Below are 13769 nucleotides of genomic sequence, written 5' to 3'. Positions count from 1 at the left end.
GTACGGCGCTGAAGGTATGGCCTTCCTTATGGCATGAAGTTGAAATAAAAATCAATACTTCAATAGGTTAGTTACATCGCGTTTTTCGATGTTTACATGCAAAAGCGGGAATGGTAGTCGAGGCGGCCAACGGGGTAGTCTGCGAATGTTGCTTAAATGTTTCAATCTATCGCAGACTACGACAAGGAAACGCCATGCTGAACCAACCCCAAAGCGGCAACGACATGCCGCGCTTTGCCGGTATCCCCACCATGATGCGCCTGCCCGCCGCCGAACAGGCGCGCGGTCTGAACGCCGCCTTTGTCGGCATTCCGCTGGATATCGGCACCTCCAACCGCAGCGGTACCCGCTATGGCCCGCGCCAGATCCGCCAGGAGTCGGTAATGATCCGCCCCTACAACATGGGCACCGGCTCCGCCCCGTTCGAACGGCTGCAGGTGGCCGATCTGGGGGATGTCGCCATCAACCCCTACAGCCTGGCGGACAGCGTGCAGCGCATCGAGGCGGCTTATCACGAGATCCTGGCGCACGGTTGCACGCCGTTGACGCTCGGCGGCGATCACACCCTGACGCTGCCGGTGCTGCGCGCCATTGCCCGTCGGCATGGCCCGGTGGGGCTGATCCACGTCGATGCGCATTCCGACACCAACGAGGAGATGTTCGGCGAGCGGCTGGCGCACGGCACCACCTTCCGCCGCGCGTTTGAGGAAGGACTCTTGGCGCCGGAAAAGGTGGTGCAGATCGGTCTGCGCGGCAGCGGCTATGCGGCCGACGACTTCGACTGGTCGCGTCGCCAGGGCTTCCGCGTCGTGCCGGCCGAAGCCTGTTGGCACCGGTCGCTGACGCCGCTGATGGCCGAGATCCGCGAACAGATGGGCGACGCGCCGGTTTACCTCAGCTTCGATATCGACGGGCTGGATCCGGCCTTTGCACCGGGCACCGGCACGCCGGAGGTCGGCGGGCTGTCGGTCTGGCAGGGGCTGGAGATCGTGCGCGGCTGCCATGGGCTGAACCTGATCGGCGGCGATGTCGTGGAGGTGTCGCCGCCTTACGATCGCTCCGGCAACACCGCGCTGCTGGCGGCCAACCTGCTGTTTGAAATGCTGTGCGTGCTGCCGGTCCGCTGAGGCCGGCGCACTGACCCTACCGGCGGAGCGGTTGCGTCGGGCCCCCTGATAACAATAACAACGGTGTGGAGGTACCCATGAATCTCGATCTGCTGGTTGTGGTGTTTTACTTTCTGGTGATAGGCGCGGTGGGGTGGATGGGCATTCGCCGCGCCAATTCCAAAGAGGCGTATCTGGTCGCCGGGCGCAACCTGGGGCCAGGACTGTATCTGGGCACGCTGTCGGCGGTGGTGCTCGGCGGCGCGTCGACCATCGGCAGCGTCAAACTCGGCTACACCTACGGCATCTCCGGCGTCTGGCTGTGCGGCGCGCTCGGGCTGGGCATCGTGGTGCTGAGCCTGGTGCTGGCCAAGCCGCTGCTCAAGCTGAAGCTATATACCGTCAGCCAGGTGCTGTCGCGGCGCTATCATCCGGCGGCGCGCGTCACCAGCGGCGCGATCATGCTGGCATATGACCTGATGGTGGCGGTGACTTCGATCATCGCCATCGGCAGCGTGATGCAGGTGATGTTCGGCCTGTCGTTCGCCGCGTCGATTCTGCTCGGCGGCGGGCTGGTGGTGCTGTATTCGACGCTGGGCGGTATGTGGTCGCTGACGCTGACCGACATCATTCAGTTCATCATCATGACCGTCGGCATGATGCTGGTGCTGATGCCGATGAGCATCGTCAAGGCCGGCGGCTGGGAAGCGTTCGCCAGCCAACTGCCCGCCGGTTACTACCAGCTGTCGTCGATCGGGCTGGACACCATTCTGGTGTTCTTTCTGATCTACTTCTTCGGCATTCTGATCGGCCAGGACATCTGGCAGCGGGTGTTCACTGCCCGCAGCGCCAACGTGGCGCGCTTCGCCGGGCTGGGGGCGGGCGTCTACTGCGTGCTGTACGGCGTGACCGGCGCGCTGATCGGCATGGCCGGCAAGATCGTGCTGCCGTCGCTCAGCAATACCGATGGCGCCTTTGCCGCCATCGCGCAAGCGGTGTTGCCGGTCGGCGTCAGCGGGCTGGTGGCCGCGGCGGCACTGGCGGCGCTGATGTCCACCGCCAGCGCTTGCCTGCTGGCATCCTCCACCATCGCGCTGGAAGACGTGCTGCCGGCCATTCGCCGCAAACCGTCCGGCGGGCTGGCCGCCGGGCGCTTTGCCACGCTTTTCATGGGCGCGGTCATGCTGGGGCTGGCGTTTGTGGTGCGCGACGTGCTGGCGGCGCTGACGCTGGCTTATAACCTGCTGGTGGGCGGCATGCTAATCCCGCTGGTGGGGGCGATCTTCTGGCCGCGAGCCACCAGCGTCGGCGCCATCGCCAGCATGCTGACCGGCAGCCTGTGTGTGGTGGGGCTGATGGTCTGGCATGGCATCGACGCCAACAGCCCGATCTACGGCGGCCTGTTGGGCGGCGGCGTCGCCTTTGTGCTGGGCAGCCTGCTGAGCCGCCCTGCGCCGCAGCTGCAGGCTCAAACTGAACGCTGAGGCGCGATCCGGGCTTTTATCACGGCGCCTTTACTGATTTACTGAAGAGCAGGGCGCATCGCCGCCCTGTCGGTATAACGGTGAGGGTAAGGAGAAGGTGAGTCATGGGTAAAATCAGCGTCGCATGCTGCCAGTTAGCGCTGCGGGTAGGGGAAGCAGAGCATAATCGGGCGCTGTCCGCTCAGGCGATCCGTCATGCGGCGCAGCGCGGCGCCAACGTCATCGTGCTGCCGGAGCTGGTGAACAGCGGTTATGTGTTTCGCGATAAGGCGGAGGCGCTGACGTTGGCCGAGGCCGACGACGGGCCAAGCGTCAGCTTGTGGGCTGCCCTGGCGTGCGAATGGGATGTGGCGATCGTCGCCGGTTTCTGCGAGCGGCTGCCCGATGGCGGGGTGGCCAACAGCGCGGCGTTGATCGATGCGCAAGGCGTGAGGGCGATTTATCGCAAGGTTCACCTGTGGCATGAGGAGAGCACGATCTTTACCCCCGGCGATCGGCCGCCGCCGGTCGTCGAGACGCGCTTTGGCCGGTTGGCGGTGATGATCTGCTACGATCTTGAATTCCCTGAGTGGGTGCGGCTGCCGGCGCTGGCCGGTGCTCAGCTGCTGTGCGCACCGGTCAACTGGCCGCTGGCGCCGCGGCCACAGGGCGAACGGCCGGCGGAGATGGTGAAGGCGCAGGCCAACGCCGCCGTCAATCGGCTGTTCATCGCGGTGTGCGATCGCTGCGAAACGGAACGCGGCGTCGAGTGGATCGGCGGCTCGGCGATCGTCGACGCCGACGGTTACCCGTTGACGCAGAGCCTGGCTGGCGAAGGTATGGTGCTGGCGGAAATGGATATCAGTACGGCTGATGACAAGCGCATCGGCCGCTACAATCATGTGCATTGCGATCGGCGGCCGCTACTGTATTGAAGCGGCGGGGCGGGCTGCCCCGCCGAGGTTTTTGGCCGACGGGAACCGCCGCTGTTTTGGCGCTTACAGCCAGCCTGATTTCTTCAGCTTCTGATACAGGAAAATGCAGCCGACGGCGGTCACTCCCAGCGTGGCGTGATAGGCCCACGGGAATTTCAGTTCCGGCATGTCGGCGAAGTTCATCCCGTACAGGCTGAAGATCACCGTCGGGATAGCCAAAATCGCCCCCCAGCCCGCCAGCCGTTTCACCACTTCGTTCTGTTTGACCGTCACCAGCGCCAGATTGACGTGCATGGCGTTGGTCAGCATTTCGCGCATGTCGTCGATGTTGCTGACCACCTGATGCGCATGATCCTGCACGTCGCGCACGTAGGCGCGCAGCTCTTTCGGGATCACTTCTTCGTGCAGACGGATCAGCTGGTTGCAGATTTCATCCATCGGCAGCGCGGCGTTGCGCAGCGCCAGCAGGTGGCGGCGCAGAGTATAGACGTTCTCAATCGCCGCCTGATCGAACTCCGACTGGAACATGTTGGCTTCGATGTTCTCGATGGTGCTCTCGAAGCGCGCCACCACACTGCGGTAGTTATCCACCACGAAGTCCAGCACCGAATAAAGCGCGAAGCCCGGCCCGCGGCACATCTGCTTGTGATTCTCTTCCGCCTTGGCGCGGATCGGCGCATAGCTGGGCGAAGCGCCGTGGCGCACCGTCACCAGAAAGTTTTTGCCGACGAAGAAGTGCGTCTCGCCGTATTCGATTTCGTCGTTCTCGCCCCATTGCGCGGTTTTCACCACGATGAACAGCGAGTCGCCATAGGTCTCCAGCTTCGGCCGCTGGTGTGCGCACAGCGCGTCTTCGATCGCCAGGTCATGAAGCCCGAACTCTTCCTGCACCTTGCGCATAAACGCCGGCTCCGGCTGCCGGAGCCCCAGCCAGATGAAAGTGTCCGGTTGTTTGACCACCTCGCTGATATCGTCGATGGTCACTTCGCCCAGCCGTTGGCCGGCTTTGTACGCCACGCAGTTCACCACCATGCTTTTGCTGTCCATCGGTCCGTCCATTAATCAGTCAGGGTTTTGGTGAGAAAATAGCACTCATGTTCCACCGGATAATCTTTCAACGTCATTTGCAGTTGATAGCCGAGCTTTTCGTAAAACGGTCGCGCCTGGAAGCTGAAGGTGTCCAGACGGGCGTAGCGGCAGCCGCGCGCCTTCGCCTCTTGTTCGGCGGCGCGCATCAATCGGCCGCCCAGGCCGCTGCCGCGTTGGGAGTCCGCCACCCACAGCCACTCGACGCTCAGCCAGTTGCCCCAGGTTTCGGCGGTCAGCCCGCCGATCACCGTGCCGGCCTCGTCGCGCGCATAGACGCTGAGCGGCTTGCGGTGACGGGCATCGATATGCGGCAGGTTGTAAGCGCGCAGGCCTTGCCTGATCGCATCAAGGGTTTGTTCGTCGATCGCGTCGGTAACGGTAATGTCCATTTTTCCTCCTGGGTGATGCGTTAACTTAAGCACACTACGGCTAAAAGGCAACCTGTTGAAATGTAATGTAAACGACCATTCCGACTGGGTGAGCTACACTAAACGGGTCATTTTATCCTCAGGAGGACGCCATGCCCCGATTGACTCTGCTGGCCGGGTTGCTGCTGTGCAGCGGCCTGCTGCACGCCGCGCCGACGGTCAGCCAACTGCAGGACGGCCTGGAACACCCGTGGTCGCTGGCCTTTTTGCCGGCGGAGCAAGGTCTGCTTATCACCGAACGGCCCGGCCGTCTGCGGCTGTGGCAGCAGGGCAAGGGCCTGTCGCCGCCGATCGTCGGCGTGCCGCAGGTCTACGCCGAGGGGCAGGGCGGCCTGCTTGAAGTGTTGCCGGCCCCCGACTTCAGCGCCAGTCGCCGGGTATATCTCAGCTTCGCCGAACCGGGCGAGGGCGGCAAAGCCGGTACGGCGGTCGGCTATGGCCGCCTGAGCGACGATGGCCGGCGGCTGGAAAACTTTAAGGTGATCTTCCGTCAGCAGCCCAAGCTGTCGGTCGGCAATCATTTTGGCGGCAAGCTGGCGTTCGACAGGCAGGGCTATCTGTTCATCGCGCTGGGTGAAAACAACCAGCGGCCGACGGCGCAAGAGACCGGCAAATTGCAGGGCAAACTGGTGCGGCTGACCGCCGAAGGCGCGGTACCGCCGGATAACCCCTGGGTCGGCCAGGCCGGCAAACGGCCGGAGGTTTGGTCTTACGGCCACCGCAATCCGCAAGGGCTGGCGTTGAACCCGTGGAGCGGCGCGATCTGGGAACATGAGCACGGCCCGCGCGGCGGCGATGAGCTCAATATCCCGCTGCCGGGTAAAAACTACGGCTGGCCGCTGGCCACCTACGGCATCAACTATTCCGGCCAACCGATACCGGAGGCCAAAGGGGAACGGGTGCCCGGCACCGAACAGCCGCTGCACTACTGGCGAGTCTCGCCCGGCCTCAGCGGCATGGCGTTTTATGACGGCCAACGCTTCCCCGCCTGGCGGCACTCGCTGTTCATCGGCGCGCTGGCGCAAAAGGAACTGATTCGCCTGACGCTGGAGGGCGACCAGGTGGTGGCGGAAGAGCGGCTGTTGGGCGATCGCGGCGAACGCATCCGCGAGGTGCGCAGCGGGCCGGATGGCTACCTGTATCTGCTGACGGACGAACGGAATGGCAAGCTGCTGAAGGTCGGGGCGTCGTAGCGCCCCGCATCGATTAGGTGAGCGCGCTCATTACGCCACGCTGATAGGCCGGGCGAGCGCGCAGCTGCTGATACCAGCGCTCCATGTTCGGCCGTGAGCGACGGGCGATCGGCATTTCGAACCAGGCGTAGGCGAAGCTGCCGAGCGGAATATCGCCGAAGCCGAACGCTTCGCCGGAGAGGTAGGGCTGGCGCGCCAGCGTCTGTTCGATGACGTCGAAGTGTTTTTCCAGCGTGGCGATCGCCGCATCGATTTTCGCCATGTCGCGCAGCTCGGGCGCGGTGCGCACCAGGCCCCAAAAGACGATGGTGAAGGCCGGGACGATGGTTGAGGTGGTCCAGTCCATCCATTTCTCGGCGGCGGCGCGCGCCTGCAGATCCTGCGGATAGAACGTCGCATCGCCGAATTTCGCCGCCAGGTAGCGCACGATGGTGTTGGATTCCCACAGTACGAAGTCATCGTCCTGCAGCAGCGGCACCAGGCCGTTCGGGTTCAGCGCGCGGTAGCTCTCTTCGTTTACCTTACCGAACGCGCCGCCGGCGTTGATGTGGGTGAAGCTCAGCTCCAGTTCGGCGGCGCACCACAGCACCTTCCTGACGTTGTTCGAATTCTCACGACCCCAAATGGTCAGCATTGGATAGCTCCGTTAGCGGATTAAGGACCCTTAATACCTACGCCACAACGCGCTTTTTGTCACACCGCAGGGCACTTTTTGTCTGCCGTTCAGCGTTCCCAACGGCACACTTCCCAGCCGCGTTCCACCGCCAGCGCGTTCAACTCGCTGTCGGGGTTGATTACCGTGGCGCTATCGACGAATTGCAGCATCGCCTTGTCGTTGAGGGAGTCGCTGTAGCCGTGGCTGTGCTCGAATTTCAGATGTGGATGCTGCGCCAGCCAGTGCTGCAGGCGGATCACCTTGCCCTGCTGATAGGTCATGGTGCCGTAAGTGTTGCCGGTAAAGCGGCCATCGCTGATTTCCACGCCAATCGCCAGCGCATCGTCGGCGCCGAGCTGTTCGGCTATCGGCGCCACCAGATGCTCGCCGGTGGCGGAGATCACCAGAATGCAGTCGCCGCGCTCGCGGTGCCACTGCAGGCGTTCACGGGCGGCGGGGTAGACGCGCGGCAGGATGTCGCGCCGGATGTAACGCTGCACCCAGCCGGCCACGGTTTGCACGCTCAGGCCGGTCAACGGTGCCAGCGTAGCCTGCATATAGTCCTCCATCGACAGCTTGCCCTGATAATAGAGCTGCATCAGCTGCTGCTCCTGCAGTTCAAGCTCCGCCGGCGCGAATCCCTGGCCGACCAGCCAGCGGATCCACAGGCTGGCGCTGTCATCGTCAATCAGGGTTTCATCCAGGTCGAATAAGGCTAAATCCATCAGTATTTCTCCGGCAGGCAGGGTATGAGGTCGTTTACAGGATAGCGGATAGCGCACGTCGCCAGCCAGCGGCGTCGGCGAAATTGCGCAGAGCATAAGAAACATTGATGACGCTTTTGCGACAGTTTGTTGAACGTTTGCATAACTTAGAACGCAACAATATTGGCCGCCCCGGCGAACGCGGTGCTAACTAGAAGACCAATGCAGCCACCCGCTGGGGGGAGTGACCATGTTGATTATTCGCCTGTATGGCAGCCCGATCGTGATCGGGGAAGACGAGGAACCGCAAGATGACGCACCTGACGACGCTGAAAACGCTGCCGCTGCTGGATCTTTCGCAGCTTGACGGCGATGCGCGCCAGCGGCGCGCCTTTCTTGACGATTTGCGCGCGGCGGCGCGCGACGTCGGTTTTTTCTATCTGCGTGGTCACGGCGTGGACGGCGCGTTGAATGCGCGGTTGCAGCACGCCGCGCGGCAATTTTTCGCCCTGCCGGAAGCCGACAAGCTGGCGGTGCAGATGGTGCGCTCACCGCATTTTCGCGGTTATAACCGGGCGGCGGCGGAGCTCACGCTCGGCCAGCCGGACTGGCGCGAGCAGTTCGATATCGGCGCCGAACGTCCGGCGCTGACGCTGGCTGACGACACCCCGCGTTGGGCGCGCCTGCAGGGGCCAAATCAGTGGCCGGCGGCGCTGCCGGCGCTGAAACCGCTGCTGCTGCAGTGGCAGCAGGCGATGACCGCCATGTCGTTGCGGCTGCTGCGCGCTTTCGCGCTGGCGCTGTCACTGCCGGAGCAGGCTTTCGATCGCTTGTACGGCGATAAGCCCAACGAACACATCAAACTGATTCGCTACCCGGGGCGGGACGCTACCGGCAGCGCACAGGGCGTCGGCGCACACAAGGACTCGGGTTTTCTCAGCTTCTTGCTGCAGGATGCGCAAAAAGGGCTGCAGGTGGAGGTCAGTGAGGGGCGATGGATAGACGCACAGCCGCGTGAAGACACTTTCGTGGTGAACATCGGCGAGCTGCTGGAACTGGCGACCAACGGTTATCTGCGCGCCACGGTGCACCGGGTGGAAACGCCGCCGGCGGGGCGTGACAGATTATCGATCGCGTTCTTCCTCGGCGCGCGTCTGGACGCGGTGGTGCCGCTGTATCAACTGCCGCCGCAGCTGGCGGCGCAGGCGCGCGGCCCGGCCAGCGATCCGCTCAACCCGCTGCTGCGCGATGTCGGTTACAACTACCTGAAAGAGCGCATCCGCTCCCACCCCGATGTAGCGCATCGCTTTTATCAGGACGTTATCGGCCTCTGAATATCAGGCATAAAAAAGCCCGGCATGGCGGCCGGGCTGAGAGGTGCGCTGATGCAGCGGTTATTCCGCCAGCGCTTGCTGCAGATCGGCGATCAGATCTTCCACATCTTCAATCCCTACCGACAGGCGTACCAGCTGTGGCGTGATGCCGGTTTGCAGGCGCTGTTCCAGCGGAATGGAGGCGTGCGTCATGCTGAATGGCTGGCTGATCAGGCTTTCCACGCCGCCCAGGCTTTCCGCCAGGGTGAACAGGCGCGAACGCTTGATGACCCGGCGCGCATAGGCGTCGTCGCCTTTCAACCGTACCGAGATCATGCCGCCGAAGCGCGTCATCTGGCGCGCCGCCAGCTCGTGCTGCGGATGGCTCGGCAGGCCGGGATAGTAGACGTTTTCCACCTGCGGCTGGCTCTCCAGCCATTGAGCGATGCGCAGCGCGCTGTCGCTGTGGCGCTGCATGCGCAGCGCCAGGGTACGAATGCCGCGCAGCGTCAGGAAGCTGCTGAACGGATCGAGAATACCGCCGACCGCGTTTTGCAGGAAGCCGAGCTGTTCCGCCAGCGCCGGGTTATCGCCCACCGCCGCGACGCCGGCCACCACGTCGGAGTGGCCGTTGAGGTATTTGGTGGCGGAGTGCACCACCACGTCAAAGCCCAGATCCAGCGGGCGTTGCAGATACGGCGAGGCGAAGGTGTTGTCCGCCACGCTGATAAGTTGATGCTTTTTGGCGATCGCGGCGATGGCGCTCAGATCCGCCAGTTTCAGCAATGGGTTGGTCGGGGTTTCCACCCAGATCATTTTGGTATCCGGTTCGATCGCCTGTTCCAGCCCGGCGAGATCCGCCGGTGACACGTAGGTGACGCGCAGGCCGGCGGTGCGGCTGCGCACCTTTTCCAGCAGGCGATAGGTGCCGCCGTACAGGTCGTCCACCGCGATCAGGTGGCTGTCCTTGTCGAGCAGCTCCAGCACCGTGGAGCAGGCCGACAGACCGGAGGCGAAGGCGTAACCGCGGCTGCCGCCTTCCAGTTCGGCGATGGCGCTTTCCAGCGCGGTGCGCGTCGGGTTGGCGCTGCGGGAATACTCATAGCCGGTATGCTCGCCCGGCGCCGGTTGGGCGTAGGTAGAGGTGGCGTAAATCGCCGGCATCACTGCGCCGGTCGCATCCGGGGTGTAACCGGCGTGAACGGTCAACGTATCAAACTTGGCCATAATGGGTCCTTATTAACGTAATTTTTGGCGCCAGGCGTTAAGCACGTCTGTGCGGGTAATCAGGCCGAGGAAGCGCTCGCCGTCGAGCACCACCGCGACGTGGCCATGGTTGAAGGTGGCCTGCAGTTCCTGATAGCCGGCTTCCTTTTGCAGCGTATTGACCCGCTTGGTCATCGCGCTGCTGGCCGGCAGGCTGAAGTGGGCGGCGTCGGCCTGGACGGCATTCAGCAGATCCCACTCATCGATCAAACCGACCACCCGATCGCCTTCCAGCACCGGCAGCTGCGAGATGTCGTACAGCCGCATGCGGGCGTGTACGATCGCCAGCGTGTCGTCCGGCGCGGCGGAAACGGCGGCGCCCTCGTCGTGGCGGTAGGCGATCAGATCGCGCAGATCGCCGTGCTGCGGCTTGCTCAGTAAGCCCTGTTCCAGCATCCAGTGATCGTTATACATTTTAGACAGATATTTGTTGCCGCTGTCGCAGACGAAGGTCACCACTCGCTTGGGTTCGGTCTGTGCGCGGCAGTAACGCAATGCGGCGGCCAGCAGGGTGCCGGTGGACGATCCTGCCAGCACGCCTTCCTTGCGCAGCAGGTCGCGCGCGGTGGTGAAGGCTTCGGCGTCGCCGATGCGGTAAGCGTTGCGCACCTGGTTAAAGTCGCTGAGCGGTGGGACGAAGTCTTCGCCGATGCCTTCCACCAGCCAACTGCCCGCTTCGCCGACTTGGCCGTTGTCGAGATAGTCCGCCAGAATAGAGCCGGCAGGGTCGGCCAGCACGAATTCCGTCTGCGGCGATACTTCGGCGAAATAGCGGCTCAGCCCGCCCAGTGTGCCGCCGGAACCGACTCCGACCACGATGGCGTCTACGTCATGTTCCATCTGTCGCCACAGTTCGGGCGCCGTGGTGGTGGTATGGGCCGCCGGGTTGGCCGGATTATTGAACTGGTCGATATAAAAAGCGCCGGGGATCTCTTCCGCCAGGCGTTTAGCGTAATCCTGATAGTAAGCCGGATGCCCCTTGCCGACGTCCGAGCGGGTCAACAGCACTTCCACGCCCAGCGCGCGCAGGTGGAAGATCTTCTCGCGGCTCATCTTGTCCGGCACCACCAGCAGTAGCTTATAGCCTTTCAATGCCGCCACCAGCGCCAATCCCAGGCCGGTATTGCCGGCGGTGGCTTCGATGATGGTGCCGCCCGGCTGCAGTTTGCCGTCGCGCTCGGCCTGTTCGATCATCGACAGCGCCACGCGGTCTTTGATCGAACCGCCGGGGTTTTGATTCTCCAGCTTGACGAACAGCCGGCACGGGCCGGTATCGAACTGGGTCAGTTCCAGCATCGGGGTATTGCCAATCATCTCGATGACGGAATGGGGGATCGCCATGACTCATCTCCAGGATTATTCGGTATAAAAGTCTCTGTGTGGATGATAGCGCTGAGGATAAGCGCTTTAAAAAGAACAAATAACGGTTTTATATGCCATTATGGAATATATTAATCTTTTTTAGACGTATGGATGCGCAGATGTTTAGCGGTGCAGATGCTTGGCCGTGTAGCCGTGAGTAGGCGGAGAAATAGACGGTGCGGCGCTTTTTTGAGCGATAAGCGGGGGCCTGCGTACAGTTATGTAAAAATGCTGAAAATTCACGCTAAACCCTGCAAAAATAAGATAAATCACATAAACTCACAGCAAGGGCATTTTCGGTGCGTTGCGTTACCCATTACGGGCGCCGCAGGGGGTTGCGGCCGGCACGCGCGCACCGGGCCACTCTCGCTGGTTGGCTTAAAACGTGAACATGTTTGAAAGTTAACGCTATTTCAATGGTTTGAATGGACACTCTGGCGACGTCATGATGAAAAAAAACTTATCCACTTCCCTGAAAAAACTGACCTTCAGCGTAGGCATCCTGTTGCTGGCCGCACCGGCCGTGCACGCGGCCGAGCCGCCGGCGCCGCCGCAGGTAGACGCCAAGGCCTTCATTCTGATGGATTACAACAGTGGCAAGGTGCTGACCGAAGGTAACTCCGACACCCGCCTCGATCCCGCCAGCCTGACCAAGATCATGTCCAGCTACGTGATCGGGCAGGCGATCAAGGCCGGCAAGATCAAGCCGGAAGACATGGTCACCGTCGGCAAAGACGCCTGGGCGCCCGGTAACCCGGCGCTGCGCGGTTCTTCGCTGATGTTCATCAAGCCGGGCGATCAGGTGCCGGTGCTGGAGCTGAATAAGGGCATCGTGATTCAGTCGGGCAACGACGCCAGCATCGCGCTGGCGGACTACGTGGCGGGCAGCCAGGATTCGTTCGTCGGCCTGATGAACAACTACGCCAAGTCTCTGGGCCTGCAGAATACCCACTTCCTGACGGTGCATGGCCTGGATGCGGAAGGGCAGTACAGCACCGCGCGCGACATGGCGCTGCTGAGCCAGGCGCTGATCCGCGACGTGCCGGACGAATACGCGCTGCATAAAGAGAAAGAGTTCACCTTTAACAAGATCCGCCAGATTAACCGCAACCGTCTGCTGTGGAGCAGCAACCTGAACGTCGACGGTATCAAGACCGGTTACACCAGCGGCGCCGGTCACAACCTGGTGGCGTCGGCCACCGACGGCCCGATGCGCCTGATCTCGGTCGTGCTGGGCGCGCCGAGCGATCGCGTGCGCTTCAGCGAAAGCGAAAAGCTGCTGACCTGGGGCTTCCGCTTCTATGAAACCGCAACGCCGATCAAGGCCGATAAACCGTTCGTTACCCAGAAGGTATGGTTCGGCGACGTCAGCGAAGTGCCGCTCGGCGTGGCGAAAGACGCCTCGGTCACCATTCCGAAAGGACAGATGAAAAACCTGAAGGCCAGCTACAAACTGACCCAACCGACGCTGGAAGCGCCGCTGGCGAAAAATCAGGTGGTCGGCACCATCGACTTCCAACTGGACGGAAAAACCATCGAGCAGCACCCGCTGGTGGTGATGCAAGAGGTGAAAGAGGGCAACTTCTTCAGCCGCATCTGGGATATGGTGATGATGAAGCTGAGCCAGTGGTTCGGCGGGATCTTCGGCTAAATACCCTGATGTGAGGAGCGCGCCTCAGGCGCACGATCCTTGACCAAGCCGCAACGGAGACGTTGCGGCTTTTTTTTCGCGAGTTGCTGAGATGCGGGTGTTTAAAAGTAGTCCACCAGCATGGTGGCGCCGCTGGTGAAATCACCTTCTGCCAGGGAGACGGCGCTGTTTTTTACCGGCACCGCATCAAGCGTCGGTGGATTGGCGTAATCGATGTTCAGCGGTGTATTGATGGCGAAGGCCTTGCCGTTGGCCAACAGCTTGATGCCCAAGCCATTAACGCTGCTGGTTAACACGCTGCCATCGAAGGCCGCCGCGCTGCCCATGATCTTCATTTTCAGCTGGCGGCTGTTATCCAGAAACTCGCATTTGATGCTGTAATCGATGCGTTGCATATAGCGAGTGCCGTCGATGCGCTTGATGCCGACCTTGCCGAAGTCGATATCGATGGTGCGACCGTCGTTGATCACGCAAGGCGGGGGCGCCACCACGGTGGCGGTGATGTTGACCTTGGTACCTTGGTCGGCGGCCTGAGCGGCGGCGCTCATCAGGCTTAGCGCCCACAGCAGAGCGCAGCTCTTTTTCCTCGTCATGTTCATCCTGG

The 13769-nt window shown here is 62.2% G+C and carries 13 protein-coding genes; 6 read left to right on the top strand and 7 right to left on the bottom strand.

The window, feature by feature from the left end:
• Nucleotides 1–194 precede the first annotated feature (194 nt).
• The 3 genes from speB (at nt 195) to ACRAWE_RS11825 (ending at nt 3504) form a co-directional block, all read left to right on the top strand.
• Nucleotides 195–1127, top strand: a complete 933-nt coding sequence (gene speB / locus ACRAWE_RS11835) for an agmatinase (protein ID WP_019454363.1) — start codon at nt 195–197, stop codon at nt 1125–1127.
• Between the two features lie 77 nt (nt 1128–1204).
• Nucleotides 1205–2590, top strand: coding sequence for a sodium:solute symporter (locus ACRAWE_RS11830; protein WP_154746841.1), 1386 nt, complete (start codon nt 1205–1207; stop codon nt 2588–2590).
• Between the two features lie 104 nt (nt 2591–2694).
• Nucleotides 2695–3504, top strand: coding sequence for a nitrilase family protein (locus ACRAWE_RS11825; protein WP_198635503.1), 810 nt, complete (start codon nt 2695–2697; stop codon nt 3502–3504).
• Between the two features lie 63 nt (nt 3505–3567).
• On the opposite strand, the gene corA is transcribed toward ACRAWE_RS11825, so the two are convergent.
• On the bottom strand, nt 3568–4551 hold the full coding sequence (corA, locus tag ACRAWE_RS11820) for a magnesium/cobalt transporter CorA (RefSeq protein ID WP_025920995.1): 984 nt from the start codon (nt 4549–4551) through the stop codon (nt 3568–3570).
• Between the two features lie 11 nt (nt 4552–4562).
• The gene (locus ACRAWE_RS11815) at nt 4563–4982 is read right to left on the bottom strand and encodes a GNAT family N-acetyltransferase (RefSeq protein ID WP_432525373.1); all 420 of its coding nucleotides are present in this window, start codon (nt 4980–4982) and stop codon (nt 4563–4565) included.
• A 131-nt stretch (nt 4983–5113) separates the two neighbouring features.
• On the opposite strand from ACRAWE_RS11815, the gene ACRAWE_RS11810 reads away from it, so the two are divergent.
• Nucleotides 5114–6214: a PQQ-dependent sugar dehydrogenase gene (locus ACRAWE_RS11810; RefSeq protein WP_432525372.1), complete on the top strand. Its 1101-nt coding sequence runs from the start codon at nt 5114–5116 to the stop codon at nt 6212–6214.
• Between the two features lie 13 nt (nt 6215–6227).
• On the opposite strand, the gene ACRAWE_RS11805 is transcribed toward ACRAWE_RS11810, so the two are convergent.
• Together ACRAWE_RS11805 and ACRAWE_RS11800 are read right to left on the bottom strand one after the other, a co-directional pair.
• Nucleotides 6228–6848, bottom strand: coding sequence for a glutathione S-transferase family protein (locus ACRAWE_RS11805; RefSeq protein ID WP_432525371.1), 621 nt, complete (start codon nt 6846–6848; stop codon nt 6228–6230).
• An 89-nt stretch (nt 6849–6937) separates the two neighbouring features.
• Entirely contained in the window at nt 6938–7594 is a 657-nt protein-coding gene (locus ACRAWE_RS11800) for an HAD family hydrolase (RefSeq protein ID WP_019454614.1), read from the bottom strand.
• A gap of 290 nt (nt 7595–7884) precedes the next feature.
• On the opposite strand from ACRAWE_RS11800, the gene ACRAWE_RS11795 reads away from it, so the two are divergent.
• Entirely contained in the window at nt 7885–8907 is a 1023-nt protein-coding gene (locus ACRAWE_RS11795; protein ID WP_432525370.1) for an isopenicillin N synthase family dioxygenase, read from the top strand.
• A gap of 60 nt (nt 8908–8967) precedes the next feature.
• Here ACRAWE_RS11795 and ACRAWE_RS11790 read toward each other — a convergent pair whose 3' ends face one another.
• Both ACRAWE_RS11790 and ACRAWE_RS11785 read right to left on the bottom strand, forming a co-directional pair.
• Nucleotides 8968–10113 (bottom strand): trans-sulfuration enzyme family protein, encoded by a 1146-nt coding sequence (locus tag ACRAWE_RS11790; RefSeq protein WP_432525369.1) that lies wholly within the window; start codon nt 10111–10113, stop codon nt 8968–8970.
• A 12-nt stretch (nt 10114–10125) separates the two neighbouring features.
• Nucleotides 10126–11493 (bottom strand): pyridoxal-phosphate dependent enzyme, encoded by a 1368-nt coding sequence (locus tag ACRAWE_RS11785; protein WP_211129951.1) that lies wholly within the window; start codon nt 11491–11493, stop codon nt 10126–10128.
• Nucleotides 11494–11959: 466 nt separating this feature from the next.
• Between ACRAWE_RS11785 and ACRAWE_RS11780 the strand changes: the two genes are divergently transcribed.
• Nucleotides 11960–13165 carry a serine hydrolase gene (locus ACRAWE_RS11780; RefSeq protein ID WP_074054639.1) on the top strand — a complete coding sequence of 402 codons (1206 nt, stop codon included), beginning with the start codon at nt 11960–11962 and terminating at the stop codon, nt 13163–13165.
• A 101-nt stretch (nt 13166–13266) separates the two neighbouring features.
• Here the strand turns inward: ACRAWE_RS11780 and ACRAWE_RS11775 are convergent, their stop codons facing one another.
• Nucleotides 13267–13758 carry a fimbrial protein gene (locus ACRAWE_RS11775; protein WP_232094020.1) on the bottom strand — a complete coding sequence of 164 codons (492 nt, stop codon included), beginning with the start codon at nt 13756–13758 and terminating at the stop codon, nt 13267–13269.
• Between the last annotated feature and the right edge of the window lie 11 nt (nt 13759–13769).

It is taken from the genome of Serratia sp. BFP-2025, from assembly GCF_050880365.1.
In the GTDB taxonomy this organism is placed as follows: Bacteria; Pseudomonadota; Gammaproteobacteria; order Enterobacterales; family Enterobacteriaceae; genus Serratia; species Serratia surfactantfaciens.
This window is presented reverse-complemented; position numbering and strand designations above follow the sequence as displayed.

Excerpts from the sequence above, each read along its gene's own strand:
- ACRAWE_RS11785 (WP_211129951.1), bottom strand. The coding sequence starts at position 11,493 with ATGGCGATCCCCCATTCCGTCATCGAGATGATTGGCAATACCCCGATG.
- ACRAWE_RS11805 (WP_432525371.1), bottom strand. The coding sequence starts at position 6,848 with ATGCTGACCATTTGGGGTCGTGAGAATTCGAACAACGTCAGGAAGGTG.
- speB (WP_019454363.1), top strand. The coding sequence starts at position 195 with ATGCTGAACCAACCCCAAAGCGGCAACGACATGCCGCGCTTTGCCGGT.
- ACRAWE_RS11800 (WP_019454614.1), bottom strand. The coding sequence starts at position 7,594 with ATGGATTTAGCCTTATTCGACCTGGATGAAACCCTGATTGACGATGAC.
- ACRAWE_RS11780 (WP_074054639.1), top strand. The coding sequence starts at position 11,960 with ATGATGAAAAAAAACTTATCCACTTCCCTGAAAAAACTGACCTTCAGC.
- ACRAWE_RS11775 (WP_232094020.1), bottom strand. The coding sequence starts at position 13,758 with ATGACGAGGAAAAAGAGCTGCGCTCTGCTGTGGGCGCTAAGCCTGATG.
- corA (WP_025920995.1), bottom strand. The coding sequence starts at position 4,551 with ATGGACAGCAAAAGCATGGTGGTGAACTGCGTGGCGTACAAAGCCGGC.
- ACRAWE_RS11790 (WP_432525369.1), bottom strand. The coding sequence starts at position 10,113 with ATGGCCAAGTTTGATACGTTGACCGTTCACGCCGGTTACACCCCGGAT.
- ACRAWE_RS11815 (WP_432525373.1), bottom strand. The coding sequence starts at position 4,982 with ATGGACATTACCGTTACCGACGCGATCGACGAACAAACCCTTGATGCG.
- ACRAWE_RS11795 (WP_432525370.1), top strand. The coding sequence starts at position 7,885 with ATGACGCACCTGACGACGCTGAAAACGCTGCCGCTGCTGGATCTTTCG.
- ACRAWE_RS11830 (WP_154746841.1), top strand. The coding sequence starts at position 1,205 with ATGAATCTCGATCTGCTGGTTGTGGTGTTTTACTTTCTGGTGATAGGC.
- ACRAWE_RS11810 (WP_432525372.1), top strand. The coding sequence starts at position 5,114 with ATGCCCCGATTGACTCTGCTGGCCGGGTTGCTGCTGTGCAGCGGCCTG.
- ACRAWE_RS11825 (WP_198635503.1), top strand. The coding sequence starts at position 2,695 with ATGGGTAAAATCAGCGTCGCATGCTGCCAGTTAGCGCTGCGGGTAGGG.